The 17632-nt window shown below is 41.6% G+C and carries 12 protein-coding genes; 9 read left to right on the top strand and 3 right to left on the bottom strand.

Annotated elements, in window-relative coordinates:
- Nucleotides 1–290: 290 nt before the first annotated feature.
- Nucleotides 291–2927, bottom strand: a complete 2637-nt coding sequence (locus L4F92_RS06440; RefSeq protein WP_250363105.1) for a TRAP transporter permease — start codon at nucleotides 2925–2927, stop codon at nucleotides 291–293.
- A 76-nt stretch (nucleotides 2928–3003) separates the two neighbouring features.
- Nucleotides 3004–3966, bottom strand: a complete 963-nt coding sequence (locus L4F92_RS06435) for a TAXI family TRAP transporter solute-binding subunit (RefSeq protein ID WP_250363104.1) — start codon at nucleotides 3964–3966, stop codon at nucleotides 3004–3006.
- 305 nt (nucleotides 3967–4271) lie between these two features.
- Here L4F92_RS06435 and L4F92_RS06430 point away from each other — a divergent pair, with 305 nt between their 5' ends.
- Nucleotides 4272–4976: a ComEA family DNA-binding protein gene (locus tag L4F92_RS06430; RefSeq protein WP_250350136.1), complete on the top strand. Its 705-nt coding sequence runs from the start codon at nucleotides 4272–4274 to the stop codon at nucleotides 4974–4976.
- 58 nt (nucleotides 4977–5034) lie between these two features.
- Here L4F92_RS06430 and L4F92_RS06425 read toward each other — a convergent pair whose 3' ends face one another.
- On the bottom strand, nucleotides 5035–6324 hold the full coding sequence (locus L4F92_RS06425; RefSeq protein ID WP_250363103.1) for a citrate synthase: 1290 nt from the start codon (nucleotides 6322–6324) through the stop codon (nucleotides 5035–5037).
- Nucleotides 6325–6668: 344 nt separating this feature from the next.
- Between L4F92_RS06425 and sucA the strand changes: the two genes are divergently transcribed.
- The 8 genes from sucA to L4F92_RS06385 all read left to right on the top strand — a co-directional run bounded on the left by sucA (nucleotide 6669) and on the right by L4F92_RS06385 (nucleotide 17621).
- Entirely contained in the window at nucleotides 6669–9464 is a 2796-nt protein-coding gene (gene sucA / locus L4F92_RS06420; RefSeq protein ID WP_250363102.1) for a 2-oxoglutarate dehydrogenase E1 component, read from the top strand.
- A gap of 78 nt (nucleotides 9465–9542) precedes the next feature.
- On the top strand, nucleotides 9543–10763 hold the full coding sequence (odhB, locus tag L4F92_RS06415) for a 2-oxoglutarate dehydrogenase complex dihydrolipoyllysine-residue succinyltransferase (RefSeq protein WP_250363101.1): 1221 nt from the start codon (nucleotides 9543–9545) through the stop codon (nucleotides 10761–10763).
- A gap of 101 nt (nucleotides 10764–10864) precedes the next feature.
- Nucleotides 10865–12031 carry an ADP-forming succinate--CoA ligase subunit beta gene (gene sucC, locus L4F92_RS06410; protein ID WP_250363100.1) on the top strand — a complete coding sequence of 389 codons (1167 nt, stop codon included), beginning with the start codon at nucleotides 10865–10867 and terminating at the stop codon, nucleotides 12029–12031.
- 1 nt (nucleotide 12032) lies between these two features.
- On the top strand, nucleotides 12033–12905 hold the full coding sequence (gene sucD / locus L4F92_RS06405; RefSeq protein ID WP_250363099.1) for a succinate--CoA ligase subunit alpha: 873 nt from the start codon (nucleotides 12033–12035) through the stop codon (nucleotides 12903–12905).
- Nucleotides 12906–13060: 155 nt separating this feature from the next.
- Complete coding sequence (locus tag L4F92_RS06400) at nucleotides 13061–14971, top strand: TonB-dependent receptor plug domain-containing protein (protein WP_250363098.1); 1911 nt, start codon at nucleotides 13061–13063, stop codon at nucleotides 14969–14971.
- 88 nt (nucleotides 14972–15059) lie between these two features.
- Nucleotides 15060–15854: a helical backbone metal receptor gene (locus L4F92_RS06395; protein ID WP_250363097.1), complete on the top strand. Its 795-nt coding sequence runs from the start codon at nucleotides 15060–15062 to the stop codon at nucleotides 15852–15854.
- A gap of 5 nt (nucleotides 15855–15859) precedes the next feature.
- Nucleotides 15860–16831, top strand: a complete 972-nt coding sequence (locus L4F92_RS06390; protein ID WP_268738955.1) for an iron ABC transporter permease — start codon at nucleotides 15860–15862, stop codon at nucleotides 16829–16831.
- Complete coding sequence (locus tag L4F92_RS06385; protein WP_250363096.1) at nucleotides 16824–17621, top strand: ABC transporter ATP-binding protein; 798 nt, start codon at nucleotides 16824–16826, stop codon at nucleotides 17619–17621. Before L4F92_RS06390 ends, L4F92_RS06385 begins: the two co-directional genes overlap by 8 nt.
- Nucleotides 17622–17632 lie beyond the last annotated feature (11 nt).

Genomic DNA, 17632 nt, shown 5'->3' with positions numbered 1-17632 from the left:
TAGGGTCTGTTGATAACTCATTTTGCATTTAAGCTGGTGACTATTTTTTGTGAGAACAAGGCGAACGGGGTGAAGTTTAGCCATTCTAGACGAACCACGTTCAACACAGTTATCACAAAAAATAGCCCCAGCCCTTCGGGTTAGCTTTAAAATTTGCGTACTCTTTGTTGCAGTTATCACCAAGAGAACCACTCTTGGTTTTAAACTGCGCCGCGATTACGCTAATTTTAAACGATAACTCAAATGCAAAATGAGTTATCAACAGACCCTAACAAAGTGCGGTCAATTTTTTATTGTTTTTTCGCTCTACGGCGTTGATTAAATCCAACAAGGAGAATAATCAATAAGCCCGGAATGAACATCCATTCTTTGGCGATAGCCACTTTTGGTAAAGAAATATCGAGTAGGGTTTGATCCCAATTTAATCCTGCTTTGGCGGCAGGAGAATCAATTTCAACCATATCAATAATGACTTTTGGTGTCGATTTGCCATCAATTTCAATGCGTTCGCCTGTATTGAGCAAGGTTAAGCCAAGTTTATTTAGGCGGTTTTCACCGGTTTTTCCTTCTGGCACGCTGAGTTCAGAATAGAACTCAATTTGTTTTCCATAAGGATTGGTGCCGGCCACTTTGACGGTAATTTTTTCATCAACTGGCACTTTTTCCAACTCTTGTGCCAAATGCACTGGCTCAATGTGATAAGAGGTTGGCGAAATATATTCCATAAAGAAACCAGGGCGGAAAATAATAAATGCCGCAAAAATAAGGGTAACAGTTTCCCACACTTTGTTCTTCGTGATGAAATAATTCATTGTGGCGGAAGTAAAGGCGAGTATGGCAATGGTGGATACCACCGCAACCAGTATGCCTTTTGCCCAGCCCACATCAATTAATAACAGATCCGTATTAAAGATGAACAAGAATGGCAAGATCGCTGTTCTTAGGCTGTAAAAGAATGCCACTAAACCGGTTTTGATTGGGCTACCGCCTGATACTGCTGCAGCAGCGAAAGAAGCCAGACCCACAGGCGGCGTTACGTCAGCCATAATCCCGAAATAGAACACGAATAAATGCACGGCAATTAGCGGTACGATTAAGCCATTCTGTTTACCCACTTCTACAATCACTAATGCCATTAAAGATGACACCACGATATAGTTAGCCGTGGTTGGCAAGCCCATTCCAAGAATTAAGCTGAATATTGCCACAAGGATAAGCATAAGCAAGATGTTACCCATTGAGAGCATTTCGATAATGCCAGAGAGCTGTACGCCAAAACCAGTGAGTGAAACAACGCCAACAATAATTCCTGCGGTTGCAGTGGCGATACCAATCCCGATCATATTACGTGCGCCTGTTTCTAAACCATCAACAAGGGCATCAACGCCTTGTTTAAACAGATCTTTCGTGATCGGTTTGTTACGGAAGAAGTTTAGTAACGGATGCTGAGTGACTAAAATGATCATCAAGGTTACCGTTCCCCAGAAAGCAGATAGCCCTGGTGAAAGCATTTCGACCATTAAGCACCAAATTAGCACCACAACAGGAATTAAATAATGCAAGCCTGCATTTACCGTTGGTTTGGCGGACGGCAGTTTTGCCACTGGGGAATTAGGATCATCAATTTCTAAATCAGGGAATTGTGCCACACGGCGAATTAATGCCAAGTACACTAAAGCTAATGCGATAGCAACAATCAAAAAGCTATGTTCAGGTGCAATAGTTTTGATCCAACCTAAGGCAAATTTGACTCCAATAACTAAAACAATGACGGCTAGAATTGTACTCACTAATTTTAGTAAGGTAATTAGGAATGGATTTAGTGGATCTGTCCTTGGTAAACCGTGCAAGTTCATTTTTAATGCTTCTAAATGCACAATATAAACCAAGGCAATATAAGAAATTAATGCTGGTAGTGCCGCATAGGTGATAAGTTGGCTATAAGGCATATTGACATATTCAATCATCAAGAAAGCCGCCGCGCCCATTACTGGTGGCATAATTTGTCCATTTACCGATGAAGCCACTTCTACCGCACCTGCTTTTTCTGCCGAAAAGCCCACGCGTTTCATCATTGGAATGGTGAAAGTTCCGGTGGTTACTACGTTAGCAATAGATGAGCCTGAAATTAGCCCCGTTAAGCCTGATGACACCACAGCAGCTTTCGCCGGCCCACCACGCAGATGTCCAAGATAAGCAAAAGCAGTTTTAATGAAATAGTTACCCGCACCCGCTTTATCAAGCAATGCACCAAATAATACAAAAAGGAACACATATTTGGTGGAAACCCCTAATGCCACACCAAACACCCCCTCGGTGGTTACCCATTGTTGGTTCACCATTTGTGAAAGTGAACCTGAACGGTGGCTGATGATCCAATCTGTTGGCAAGAATTGCCCGAAGTAGTTATAAGTCAAAAACACACTAGCGATAATCACCAAAGGCAAGCCAAGACTACGGCGACAGGCTTCTAACAGCAATAACACGCCTAGACAGCCAGCAATAATATCTTGCGTATTGGGTGCACCGAAACGTGTGACTAAACCTTCATAAAAGAAAATGTAATAAGCGCCTAAAAATGCTCCAAGGGTGGCAAAAAACCAATCTAACAACGGAATACGATGTTTTGGCGAGGTCGCAAAAGCAGGGAACGATAAATAGGCCAAGAACAATGCAAAGGCAAGGTGGATCGAACGCGCTTTGGTGTCATCGATCACCACATTAATATCTAGCCCCCAATTGCGAACGACTTCTTGTAGCCAAAATGGCACAGGGGAGGTGTAATAAAGTTGAAAAACCGACCATAAAATCGCGGTAATTACGATCAGTTTTCTGCTTGCACCAGTAGGGTTTCGTCCGCCAGAATCATTGGAGGCGACCATATCTTGCAGATCATCGTAATCCATTTTTTTTGTGGATTCGGACATAAAATCTCCCGAAAAATTTGAAATAATGAAAACGGAAAAAGGCAGGGCTAAGCCTGCCTAAATAATAAAGATGAGATTATTGTAACCAACCGCGTTCTTTATAGTAACGCACCGCACCTTCGTGTAATGGAGCAGAAAGTGCGTTTTTAATCATATCTTCTTCTTTAAGATGAGCAAACGCAGGGTGTAAACGTTTAAAACGATCGAAGTTATCAAATACCGCTTTAACTACCGCATAAACTTTGTCATCAGGCACATCTGAAGAAGTTACTAAAGTGGCATATACCCCGAAAGTATCTACTGGATTATCTGTACCACGATATAACCCACCCGGAATAGTTGCTTTCGCATAGTAAGGATTTGCCGCCACTAAACGATCAATCGCTTCACCTGTTACAGGAACAAGATGAGCATTACAAGAAGCCGCAGCTTCTTTCAAAGCACCATTTGGGTGACCTACGTTATAGGTAATCGCATCTAAGTTGTTATCACACATCACTGATGCCATTTCTGCAGGTTTTAACTCGGAAGCGACTTTAAATTCTTTATCCGTCCAACCTTTAGCCGCTAAAATAACATTCATTGTTGCACGCGTACCTGAACCGGGATCGCCGACATTCACACGTTTCCCTTTCAAATCATCAAAAGAGTTAATATTAGCATCATCACGTGCCATTAACGTGAATGGCTCTGGGTGAATTGAGAACACAGCACGCAATTTATCATTTTTCTTACCCGCAAAGGAGCTTGTACCGTGGTAAGCGTGATATTGCCAGTCTGATTGTGCAATTCCCATTTCCATTTGATCTGCCGCGATAGCATTTAAATTTGCCACAGAAGCACCTGTTGAAGGGGCATTACATTTGATATGAGTTTTTGCGGTATCACGATTTACTAATTGGCAAATGGATTGTCCCACCACATAGTAAACCCCTGTTTGACCGCCTGTACCAATGGTAACAAACTGATCTTCCGCTTGCACAGAAAAAGACGTGGCTACGACACCAGCGATAAGCGAGAGTTTTAATAATTTTTTCATTTTTACTCCTTTACTGTTTAATTTATAGAAGGCTTAATCACTTTAGAACAAAAGCTTATGCCTAAGAGATGTTGTATTGCCCTAAAACTTTTACAAAAAATTTACAGACGAACAAGATATACCCTAGATTGCCTCTTGTTGCAATCATTTTTTACACGAGTGCGGTAGGGTTTTGACGAATTTTTGTCCATAAAAATGAAATGTGAGGAACTTTTTTATAAAAAAGGAAACTAATAGGAGAATTCACGGGAAAGCATTCCCATCTTACCCCCGCAAGGGAATCTTCATTAACCTAAGGAGTTAAAATGAAAACATTAAAATCGGTATTAGCATTAAGTTTAGCAATGGCAGTATCATCAACCGCCTTTTCTACAGAAAAAGTAGGCGCAACTGACGCGGTAAAAAATACCGTTAAAACAATGAAACAAGATAAAACGTTTGCCACAGAAAAAGCCAGTAAAGTAAAAGACAATGTTCTTGATGCGAAAAGTGCGGTAGAAAATAAAGCAAAATCCGCTAAAAAACTAGGCGAAGATAAAGCGACTTTAGTGAAAGAAAGTGCAACAAAAGCGAAAGATAAACTGGCAGAAAGTAAAAAAACCGTTGAAAGCAGCGCTAAATCAGCGAAAAAATCGCTAGAAGAAAAAGCGACGTCAATGAAAGCGGGGGCAATAAAAGCGAAGGATAAAATGACTGATAGCAAAAACTCAGCTGAAACTAAAGCCAAAGAAAGTGCTAAATCCGCCGCTGAAAAAGTGAAAACAAAAGCATCAGATAAAGCTAAATCCCTGACAGAAAAAGCGAAAACTTATGCAGGTGAAAAAATCAACATCAACAAAGCAGATGCTAAAACATTGCAAAACCTTTCAGGTATCGGTGAAGCAAAAGCGAATGCCATTGTTGAATACCGCAATAAAGTAGGAAAAATTAAATCTGTGGAAGAATTATCTAATATTTCGGGGATTGGCGAAGCAACGATCGAAAAAATCGCGCCTTATTTAAGTTTCTAAAAATTTGTTAAAAAACCACCGCACTTTAAAAGTGCGGTGGTTTTTTTGTCCTTTTTTGTTATTCTTTTCCTTCCAACGGAGTAAACGGACGTTCTGTGTGTCCTGTATAAAGCTGGCGAGGACGTACAATTTTCATATTGCCCGGTTTAAACATTTCTTTCCAGTGTGCGATCCAACCGACTGTTCTTGCAAGCGCGAAGATAACCGTAAACATTGAGGTTGGAATGCCTATGGCTTTTAAGATAATACCTGAATAGAAATCTACATTTGGATAGAGTTTGTGGTCGATAAAATAGGGATCGCTTAATGCAATACGCTCTAGTTCCATTGCTACATCGAATAATGGGTTATTAATATTCAATTCTTTAAGCACTTCGTGGCAGGTTTGACGCATCACTTTCGCACGAGGATCATAGTTTTTATAAACACGGTGTCCAAAACCCATTAAACGAAATGGATCGTTTTTGTCTTTGGCGCGCGCGATATATTCTGGAATGCGTTCAATACGACCAATTTCCTCTAACATATTGATACAGGCTTCGTTTGCACCACCGTGTGCAGGCCCCCAAAGGGAGGCAATACCCGCAGCAATACAAGCAAATGGATTTGCCCCTGAGGAAGCGGCAGTTCGCACCGTAGAGGTCGAGGCGTTTTGTTCGTGATCGGCGTGTAGGATAAAAATGCGATCCATTGCACGTTCAAGTACGGGATTGACTTCATAAGGCTCACAAGGCGTTGCGAACATCATATGTAAGAAATTACCTGAATAAGAGAGTTTATTCAGCGGAAACATAAAAGGCTGCCCGATAGAATATTTGTAACACATCGCAGCAAGTGTTGGCATTTTTGCCAGTAGGCGAATCGCGGTAAGTTCACGGTGTTCAATGTCATTAATATCTAAGGAATCGTGATAGAACGCAGCTAATGCACCACTTACCCCACACATAATTGCCATCGGATGAGAATCTCGGCGGAACCCGTGGAAGAAACGGGAAATTTGTTCGTGGACAAGGGTATGTTTGCGCACCAATTGGCGGAACGCTTTGTATTCTTCTGCATTTGGGCGTTCGCCAAATAATAATAAGTGTGCGACTTCTAAATAATCCGCATTTTGTGCTAAATCAGCAATCGGATAACCACGGTGGAGGAGAATGCCGTTATCGCCGTCGATATAGGTAATTTCAGACACACAAGAGGCGGTGGACATAAAGCCGGGGTCAAAGGTAAAAAGTTTATTTTTTACTAGAGATTGAACGTCAATGACATCATAGCCGAGTGAACCTTTACGCATTGGGAGTTCAAGTTCACGTCCATCATTTAAGGTGAGTTTTGCATTTAATTCTGTCATAGATCTTCCTCTTTTGTTGGCGTTGATAATGTTGTATTTGTTGAATTATTATACTTTCTAATGAATTTTCACTATAACCTGTTATGGCGTAGCTGTCTTTAATATTTACAAAAAAATTTTGTTAAGGAAATGTTATTTTCTCAAAAATGAGAGACAGATCAAAAAATCAAGAAAATGTTAATGTTTTGTTAATTGAATTGGTTGCGAATTAGGGGAATTTGATTTTAAATTATTCGACTAGCACTGAAAGAAAAATCAATGCGTGTTTCTGATTGAATCCTATGTATAATAAACCTAATGAATTTTAGGTTGTAAATTCTACCCAACCAAGCTAGGTGGTATTAATGAAACAAACAAGCCCAATTAGTGAATGGTTAGCTTCAAGTGCGTTAAATGGAGCAAACCAGTCTTATATTGAAGAACTGTATGAAAGCTATCTTCAAGATCCTCATTCTGTTGATGAAAGCTGGCAGCAAATTTTTGATCAATTACCCAAACACACCGTCGTAGAGCAAGCCCATTCGCCTATTCGTCAATATTTTAAACGTTTGGCAAGAGATGCTCAGGTGGAGGGCGTGACTGTCATTGATCCAAAAGTTAGCGGACGACTGGTAAAAGTGTTGCAATGGGTGAATGCGCACCGTAATCGTGGGCATTTACACGCGGATCTTGATCCATTAAAACTTTGGCAACGTATGGATTCGCCAACCTTAGACTATAAGTTCTATGGTTTTACCGATGATGATCTTGATGAAGAATTTGACATCAGTGGTTATGTGTATGACAAAGAGAGAATTAGCCTGCGTGAGCTTTCTTCATCATTGAAAGGCACTTACTGTGGCACGATAGGGCTTGAGTTTATGCACGTTAATGACCTTGCGGCACGAACTTGGTTACAGAAAAAGTTAGAAAATTGGTTAAATCAACCGTTATTTAGCAAACAAGAACAGCTTAAATTCCTTGAAGAATTAACGGCCGCAGATGGTTTGGAACGCTACCTTGGTGCGAAATTTCCCGGTGCAAAACGTTTTTCTCTTGAAGGCAGTGATGCGTTTATTTTGCTGATGAAAGAAATTATTCGTCAAGGGGCGAAACAAGGCATTAAAGAAATCGTAATGGGAATGGCGCACCGTGGGCGACTCAACCTATTAGTGAATGTGCTGGGCAAAAAGCCGGCAGAATTATTTGATGAATTTGCTGGAAAGCACTACGGTAACGGAACTGGTGATGTGAAATATCACCAAGGTTTTTCTTCAGATTTTATGACCGATGATGGGGTGGTGCATTTAGCACTGGCATTTAATCCTTCTCACTTGGAAATTGTCAATCCTGTGGTGCTTGGTTCAGTACGAGCGAGACAAACCCGACTTAACGATGCAGAACGCTCACAAGTGTTACCTATCACGGTACACGGCGATTCTGCGGTAGCTGGACAGGGCGTGGTGCAAGAAACCCTAAATATGTCTGCCACGCGTGGTTATTCCGTGGGTGGAACGATCCGAGTTGTCATCAATAACCAAATTGGCTTTACCACCTCTAATCCGCACGATACGCGTTCAACGGAATACAGCACCGATATTGCTAAAATGATCGAAGCGCCTGTTATTCACGTAAATGGTGATGATCCAGAAGCTGTCGCTTATGCGGCAAGAATGGCGGTGGAGTTTAGAAATAAATTTAAACGAGATATTTTTATTGATTTAGTTTCTTACCGCCGTCATGGGCATAATGAAGCCGATGAACCTGCAGTCACGCAACCGTTAATGTATGAGCGTATTAAACGTCATCCTACTCCACGCAAAGTGTATGCCGATCGCTTAATTGCAGAAAATGTGATTGATGAAGCTTACAGTTTAGAATTAATGAATAAGTATCGTGATGCGTTAGATAATGGCGATTGTGTTGTTCCAGAATGGCGTGAACGTGATGTTGAAGCCTCTGATTGGATGAAATTCCTTAGCCAAGAATGGTCAGATTATGAAGGCAGTATTGATGAGCAACGCTTTACTGCGCTTGCCTTAAAAGTGTGTGAATACCCAGAAAATCACCCAATTCATTCCAGAGTGAAAAAAATTTATGATGATCGTAACTTAATGGCAAAAGGCGAAAAACCATTTGATTGGGGAATGGCGGAAACAATGGCGTATGCCACGTTACTTGATGAAGGTTATAATGTCCGCCTATCAGGAGAAGATGCGGGACGTGGCACATTTTTCCATCGTCACTCCGTATTGCATAGCCAAAAAGATGGTACTGTCTATACGCCATTAGCGCATCTACATAACCAACAAGGGCATTTTGAAGTTTGGGATTCTGTGCTTTCAGAAGAAGCCGTGCTAGCTTATGAATATGGTTATGCCACCACAATGCCAAGAACGCTTACATTGTGGGAAGCGCAATTTGGTGATTTTGCTAACGTGGCGCAAGTGGTAATTGACCAATTTATTAGCTCAGGTGAACAAAAATGGGGCAGAATGTGTGGCTTGGTGATGTTATTACCACACGGTTATGAAGGACAAGGGCCAGAACATTCATCGGCACGTTTAGAACGTTATTTACAACTTTGTGCGCAACAAAATATGCAAGTGTGTGTACCTTCAACGCCTGCACAGATTTATCATTTATTACGCCGTCAAATGATCCGCAAAGTACGTCGTCCACTTATTGTGATTACGCCAAAATCCTTACTTCGCCATCCACTTGCTGTATCCAGTAAAGAAGAATTAGTGAATGGCATTTATCAGAATGTGATTGGCGAAATTGATCATCTCGATCCAAAGCAAGTGAAGCGTGTGGTAATGTGTTCGGGTAAAGTGTATTACGATTTATTAGAACAACGTCGCAAGAATAATCAAACGGATGTGGCGATTATTCGTATTGAACAGCTTTATCCTTATCCGCACGAAGAAATGAAAGCGATACTTGCGCCTTATCGCCACGTAACGGATTATGTATGGTGTCAAGAAGAACCACAAAACCAAGGCGCGTGGTATTGTAGCCAGCATAATTTTGTGAGTTCATTGCCAGAACAGGGTAAATTACGCTATGTGGGCAGACCGGCTTCGGCATCGCCAGCAGTGGGATATCTAGCTTTACATAATGAACAGCAACGTGATTTAGTGAACGAGGCATTAGCTTAATCTTAAAAGTGCGGTCAAAAAATACCGCACTTTTATGCAAACAAACATAAATAAGATACTCTAAGAAGGAATAAAAAAATGAGCGATTTTGAGATTTTAACTCCCGTGCTACCTGAATCCGTAGCAGATGCAACGGTTGCCACTTGGCATAAAAAAGTGGGTGATCAAGTAAAACGTGATGACGTCCTTGTAGAAATTGAAACAGATAAAGTGGTGTTAGAAGTGCCTGCACAAGGTGATGGTGTGCTTGAAAGTATTTTACAAGCAGAAGGGGCAACGGTAATCAGCAACCAAGTACTAGGCAAAGTAACTGCTCAAGCGATAGTTGGAAATGATACAAAAGAAAGTGTGCAAAAAGTCGAGCAAACCCCAGCCGATCGCCATTTAGCAAATTTAACGTCAGAACCGACAAATAGCGATGCGTTAAGCCCGGCAGCACGTCGGTTATTAGCAGAAAATGATTTAACTGCTGATCAAGTACAGGGAACGGGCGTAGGGGGACGTATTACTCGTGAAGATATTGAACGTACGGTTGCCCAGCGAGCAAGCCAAGCTCAGCCACAGCAAGAAGCAACGCCAACCACATTGAATGTGGCAGGGCGTGATGAAAAACGTGTGCCGATGACACGCTTACGCAAGCGGGTGGCAGAGCGTTTATTAGAAGCGAAAAATAGCACCGCAATGCTGACAACGTTTAACGAAGTCGATATGCAACCGATTATGCAACTACGTAAAAAATACGCAGAAAAATTTGAAAAATTACACGATACTCGCTTAGGGTTTATGTCTTTCTACGTTAAAGCCGTGGTAGAAGCACTAAAACGCTATCCAGAAGTGAATGCCTCTATTGACGGTGATGATATTGTGTATCACAACTATTTTGATATTAGTATTGCCGTTTCCACCCCGCGTGGCTTAGTGACCCCTGTATTACGCAATTGTGATAAGCTGAGTATGGCGGAAATTGAAAAGCAAATCAAAACCTTAGCTGAGAAAGGACGTGATGGTAAATTAACGGTGGAAGATCTCACGGGCGGAAACTTCACCATTACTAATGGCGGTGTGTTTGGCTCATTAATGTCCACGCCGATCATCAACCCACCGCAAAGTGCCATTTTAGGTATGCACGCCATTAAAGATCGTCCAGTGGCTGTGAACGGCGAAGTCGTGATTCGCCCAATGATGTATTTAGCGCTTTCTTACGATCATCGTTTAATTGATGGACGTGAAAGTGTCGGCTTCTTAGTGACTATTAAAGAAATGCTGGAAGATCCAACACGTTTATTATTAGAAGTGTAGTCTTAACTTAAGGCGATAAGGAGACTTATCGCCTTATTTTTATCAGTTTACCAGCGGATTTATTGTGAAGCACAGCACAACAAAGGGAGAGAGACAACGCGATGAATTTACACGAATATCAAGCAAAACAACTTTTTGCGCAATACGGATTACCCGTAGGTGAAGGTTATGCGTGCGAAACGTTAGAGCAAGGCTTGGAGGCCATTCAAAAATTAGGTGGCTCAAAATGGGTGTTAAAATGCCAAGTTCACGCAGGCGGACGTGGCAAGGCTGGCGGAGTGCAAGTGGTCAGCAGCGAACAACAAGTGCGGGCATTTTTTGACAAATTTTTAGGCAAGCGTCTTGTTACTTTTCAGACAGATAGCAAAGGACAGCCTATTAATCATATTTATGTGACGAACTGCGTGGCGGTGAAAAAAGAATTGTATCTGAGTGCGATTGTAGATCGTCGTTCGCAACAAATTGTCTTTATGGTTTCCACAGCGGGAGGCGTGAATATTGAAGAAGTGGCGGAAAAAACACCGCACTTATTACATCGTATCGCGATTGATTTATCCGTGGGTGGAATGCCATATCAAGGGAGAGAATTGGCTTTCAAACTGGGCTTAACGGGCAAACAAATCAAGCAATTTACCGACATATTTTGTCAGCTAAGTCGCCTATTTATCGAAAAAGATCTCGCCTTACTAGAAGTGAATCCATTGGTCATTTTGGATAATGATGATCTCACTTGTCTTGATGCCAAAATCGTGGTGGACAGCAATGCGTTATATCGTCATCCAGATTTACTTGCAATGCGTGATCTCAGTCAAGAAGATCCCCGTGAAGCCGAAGCAGAAAAATGGAATCTTAATTATGTAGCATTAGATGGCAACATTGGCTGTATGGTTAATGGGGCTGGATTAGCAATGGGAACAATGGATATTGTTAAATTATACGGCGGACAGCCAGCTAATTTCCTCGATGTTGGGGGAGGGGCAACCAAAGAACGTGTGGCTGAGGCGTTTAAAATCATCTTAACCGATCCAGCGGTAAAAGCGATTTTAGTTAATATTTTTGGTGGCATTGTACGTTGTGATTTGATTGCTGAAGGCATTATTGCTGCAAGCAAAGAAGTGGGCGTGAATGTCCCTGTGGTGGTACGTTTAGAAGGGACAAATGCGGAATTGGGCAGAGCAATGCTCGCAGAAAGTGAGACCAACATTATTTCAGCACAAAGTTTACAACAAGCGGCAAGCGAAGTCGTGAAAGCGGCAAGAGGAGAATAAAATGTCAATTTTAGTGAATAAAGACACCAAAGTGATTTGCCAAGGTTTCACCGGTGGACAAGGCACATTTCATTCAGAACAGGCGCTTGCTTATGGCACAAAATTAGTGGGAGGCGTTTCTCCCGGTAAAGGAGGCACAACTCATCTGGGCTTGCCTGTTTTTAACACCGTGCGTGAAGCGGTAAACCAAACTGGCGCAACGGCAACAGTAATTTATGTTCCTGCCCCTTTTTGTAAAGATGCCATTTTTGAAGCCATTGATGCAGGAATATCACTGATTGTTTGTATTACGGAAGGCATTCCAACCTTAGATATGCTCCAAGTAAAACAAAAACTCAATGAAACAGGCGTAGTGATGATAGGACCAAACTGCCCAGGAATTATCACCCCTGATGAATGCAAAATTGGCATTATGCCGGGGAATATCCACCAAAAAGGGCGCGTTGGTATTGTCTCTCGTTCAGGCACATTAACTTATGAAGCGGTAAAACAAACAACGGATCAAGGTTTTGGGCAATCCACTTGCGTTGGGATTGGGGGTGATCCTATTCCCGGCTCAAGTTTTATTGATATTCTGCAACGTTTTCAACAAGATCCCGAAACTGAAGCCATCGTGATGATTGGTGAAATAGGGGGAAGTGCGGAAGAAGACGCCGCAGAATTTATTCGCCATAACATCACTAAACCCGTAGTGGCATATATTGCTGGCATCACTGCGCCAAAAGGGAAACGAATGGGACACGCTGGTGCGATTATTAGTGGCGGCAAAGGCAGCGCCGATGAAAAAATCCACGCTCTACAACAAGCCGGCGTAACCACCGTGAAAAGCCTTGCGGAGATTGGAATAGCGTTAAGGGAAATCTTAACGCAATAAGTCATTTCTAAAGTGCAGTCAGTTTTTGCTGATTTTTTATAAGGGTAAAGACAGAAAAATGAATAACATTCATTGTAATAATGAATAATTCGGATTTGCGAAGCAAGTGGGGCTGTGTCAAAATAGCGCCATTTTTTATGTAGAAAGGAAAGACAATGCAAAAAAATATGATTACCACAGCAATGTTGTTTGCGTTTTCTAGCGCACTTTATGCCACAGAAAACGTAACACAAAGCGAAGCACTTGCACCTATTTATGTGTATTCTGCTTATGCCACCCCCGTGAATGAAGATCAAACTGCTTCATCCGTGACGGTTTTAACTGAAAAAGATTTTGCTGAACGCGATGCCACTTATGTTTCTGATGTATTAAAAACTGTGCCAAGTGTGGCAATCGGTGCTTCAGGGGGACGCGGTGCGATAACAAGTTTATTCTTGCGTGGTGCAAATTCTAACCAAACCGCTGTTTTTATTGATGGTGTAAGAGTGAATGATATTGGCAGCGGTGGTTTTGATTTTGGTGGCTTAACCTTAAGCAATATTGATCGCATTGAAGTGTTGCGTGGTGAACAATCTGCGTTATGGGGCAGTGATGCAATGGGCGGTGTGGTATATATCACCACGAAAACAGGCCTGCATACAGATAAACCATTTAATGTAGATTTTAATGTCGGAATGGGATCAAAAGGCACTTATGATGCTTCTGCCACGGTTTCAGGCTCTAACAAAGGCTTTTATTACGCGTTCTCTGGCGATAGCCACAGCACGAAAAATATTTCTGCGCTAAGTGAGCATCGCTTTTATTATCGTGCAGAAGATGGTCGCACTTACCAAACAGGTGGAGCAACAGAAAGAGATAAATTCCACCGTGATGGCGTTTCAGCAAAATTAGGCTATGATGATGGCAGACAAGGTGTGGAAGTATTGGCTTCTCATTCATCTCAAACGGTTCATACCGATCCGTATTTATTAAGCCAAGAAGCCACAGCAGATAATTATTCTCGCACACGCCAAGATTTATTAAAATTAAGCGGTTATTACGGTACAGAGCAAGATCTCTTAAAGCATCACTTCAGCGTGAGCAAAGTGAAAACTAAGGTGGATAACCATTCTTCTGATTCTAATGAAACCCGCGGTAAGCGCATTAATGGTAGCTATCAATTAGACATTAATTTTGACCGCGAAGGGGAGATTACCCAAGGTTTAAGTTTGTTAGCCGATTATCAAAAAACAAAATTTGATTCTCTAAATTTCATTGATAAAGAAACCAAAGCCTTTACGGAAAAAAGCATTGCGGCGGAATATCGTTTATTTAGCAAAGCGGATCACAGCCTTTCATTAAGTGGCCGTTATGTGGATAACTCAAAATATAAAAATGCCTTTGTGGGGCGCATTGCGGGGGCTTATCGTCTATCTGATAACTTGAAAGCCCACGCCAGCTTTGGCAGTGCTATTCACAATCCAAGTTTAATTGATTTTTATGGTTGGTATGGTTCTTATGCAGCTAACCCAAATTTAAAACCCGAGAAAAGTGTCGGTGGCGAATTTGGTTTATTGTTGGAAAGTAACGATAAAGCGCATCAACTTGATGTAACCTATTTTGCACGCAAAGTTGAAGATTTAATTAGTGCAACTAGAACACAATCTATCAATCTTGAAGGCAAAAGCCGCATCAAAGGCGTTGAAGTCGCTTATAACGGCAAAATCACCGATGATTTAAGCGCTTATGCCAATTATACTTATACCCAAACAAAAGATAGTAACGGTCAAGCATTACTTCGCCGTCCAAAACATATGGCAAATTTAGGTTTAGCCTATCATATCACAGAAGCGTTGGGTGCGAATGTGAATGTAAACTATGTGGGTAAACGCATTGATACTATTTATCCTGCAAGAGTAAAAATGCCTTCTTACACCTTGGTTAGCCTTGGCGCGAATTATCAAGTTACGCCAAACTTAAATGTGTATGCCAACTTGAATAATCTGTTTGATAAAAAATATGAAAGCGTTGCAGGCTATGGCCAATATGGTCGCACCTTATATGTGGGCTTAAAAGGCAGCTTCTAACCCATAAGCAGATAGGCTTTTGTGAAAGTGCGGTGTAAAATTAATAAAATTTTCACCGCACTTTGTTTTTTGGGGACATCATTTTTTAATGCAAAAAATTCGCTTATTTTTTACCGCACTTTTCTTTTCAGTCCCACTCTTGGCACAAGAGCAATTTGTCTCACTGACATTGTGTAGTGATAGGCTTTTGGCTGAATTAGCACGCCCGGAACAAATTGCCGCACAATCTATTTATTCAACCAATCCCTTAATGATGCTGGATAAAGTTAATCAACATAAACCCGCACTTGAGGCGCGATTAACAGATTTGTTGCCTTATTTAGATAAAACCATTTTGCTCAATGAGCAGTTTTATCCCCAACTGGTCGCCGATCTCAAAAAACTTGGCGTAAAGATTTTCCCTATTAATGATAGCCCACAAACGGCAGAGCAGCTTTTTGCATTAATCCTACAATTAGGCAAACGCTTTGATAATGAAAAATACGCACAGCAACTGGTGGCAAAGCTAAAAAACAGCGATTTTCAGCTTAATCAAGCTCACACCCACACCTTAATTCTTTCTGATACTGGGGTGGTAGAACCCATTTTTCCGCAATATCAAGTGTTGCTAAAATTGCTTGGCTTAACCCCCCTCGAAAATGCAGTAACCGCACAAAATTTTTCCCTTGAGAAACTGTTGCGTGCGCAACCGAATTGGCTGATTTCTATCCGTGATAAACAAGGTTATAACGAACAGGCTGAAGTGCTTAATCACCCTTTGTTAGCCAATATGTTTCCCGCACAACGAATGGCAACAATGCCATTAAAATATGGCTATTGCTTTGATCACGGTGTTTGGCAGGGGGCGGAAATGATTTATCGCCAACTCAATAAGGAAGAATAACCAGAATGAAACGATTAAACCTTTCCCTTTTTGTCTTATTACTTTTGTTAATTGCCTTTGCCATTTTTCATCAGCTTGGTGATTTTGCGCATTTACGCAATGCACAAGGGATTGCTACGGATATGCGATCTTTGGTGTTATGGGACATTCGTTTGCCACGTCTAGGTTTGGCTATTTTAACTGGAGCAAGCCTTGCTGTGGCGGGCAATGCAATGCAAGGATTATTTCAAAATCCCTTGGCTAGCCCCGGCTTACTTGGCGCAGCAAATGGGGCAACCACCGCAAGCGTGTTTTTACTGTATTATTTTTCTTTACCTTTATCTTTTTTACTGTTTGGTGGCATTTTAGGAGCGTTAGGCAGTTTTTTATTGGTTTATTTCATCGCTAAAAATAAAGGCACAACAATGATGATTTTAGCAGGGGTTGCAGTGAATATGTTACTCGGTTCAGCCATTGCATTATTACTTTCTAATGCGCAAAGTCCTTGGGCATTAGCGGAATTATACCGCTGGTTACAGGGTTCATTAATCTGGGCGAAAATAACACCGCTCTTGCTTTCATTGCCTATTGTGGTGGGCGGTGCAATTTGTTTATATTGCCAACGCCGTTACCTCGATTTACTCACTTTCGGGGAAGAAACCGCTAGCACGATGGGCATTGACCCAAAACGTAGCTTTTTTATCACCACTCTTGGCGTGGCGTTGATGGTGGGGGCAACCATTCCGCAAACTGGCACAATCGGATTTATCGGCTTAATTGCGCCGCACTTTGCCCGCATTTGGATCAAAAAACAACCATCACAACTTTATTTGACAAGTGGCTTAATGGGTGCATTATTGTTGTTAGTTGCTGATCTTGCTATTCAATATATTCCGTTTTTCTCGCATATTTATATTGGCACACTCACCGCCATTATTGGCGCACCTTGCTTAATTTGGATCTTGCTCACCCAACAACGGAGATTAGCCCGTGATTAAATTGCATAATGTTAGCCTTTCCTACGGCATTCAGAATATCACTTGTCACATTCCGCAAGGTAAATTGGTGGGCATAATGGGTGGTAATGGTGCAGGGAAATCTACCTTGTTGAAAGCCATTGCTGGCATTTTACCCCTTGAAACAGGCACGATTTTATTTAATGAACAACCGCTCAATAAAATGAGCTTAATTCAAAAAAGCCAAATATTGGCGTATTTCGCTCAAAACACAGAGATTTATTGGGATTTATCTGTCTATGATGTCATCGCACTTGGTTTACCTGAAACGATGGATAATCTTAGTGAAAAAGTGCGGTCAAAAAAAAGCAAATTTTTTTCTCATTGGTTGCATTCATCGCATCAACAATGGCAGCAGCAAAAGATCCAGCAAATCGCTTGCCAATTTTCGGTTCAACATCTGTTAGAACAACCTTTCCAACAGCTTTCAGGTGGCGAAAAAGCCCGTGTTCAGCTTGCCCGTTGTTGCATAAAAAACGCACCAATCTTATTGGCAGACGAACCCATTGCCCCCCTTGATCCTTATTATCAAATTGATATTTTAGAACAATTGAAATCACTCACCCCAAGCACTACCTGCGTTGTCGCCATTCACCACCTTGATCTGGCTTACCGTTTCTGCGATGAGATTATCTTGCTACACCAAGGCAACTTACTCGCCCACGGCAATACGCAAGATGCCCTAACCGCAGAAAATTTAGCCATTGCGTTTGGCGTTAAGGCGGAGATTGATGTGGAAAAAAGAATGTTTGGAACTATTCAGAAATTATGATTAGCTATTTA

Source organism: Avibacterium sp. 21-595 (assembly GCF_023611905.1).
Classification (GTDB): Bacteria; Pseudomonadota; Gammaproteobacteria; order Enterobacterales; family Pasteurellaceae; genus Avibacterium.
This window is presented reverse-complemented; position numbering and strand designations above follow the sequence as displayed.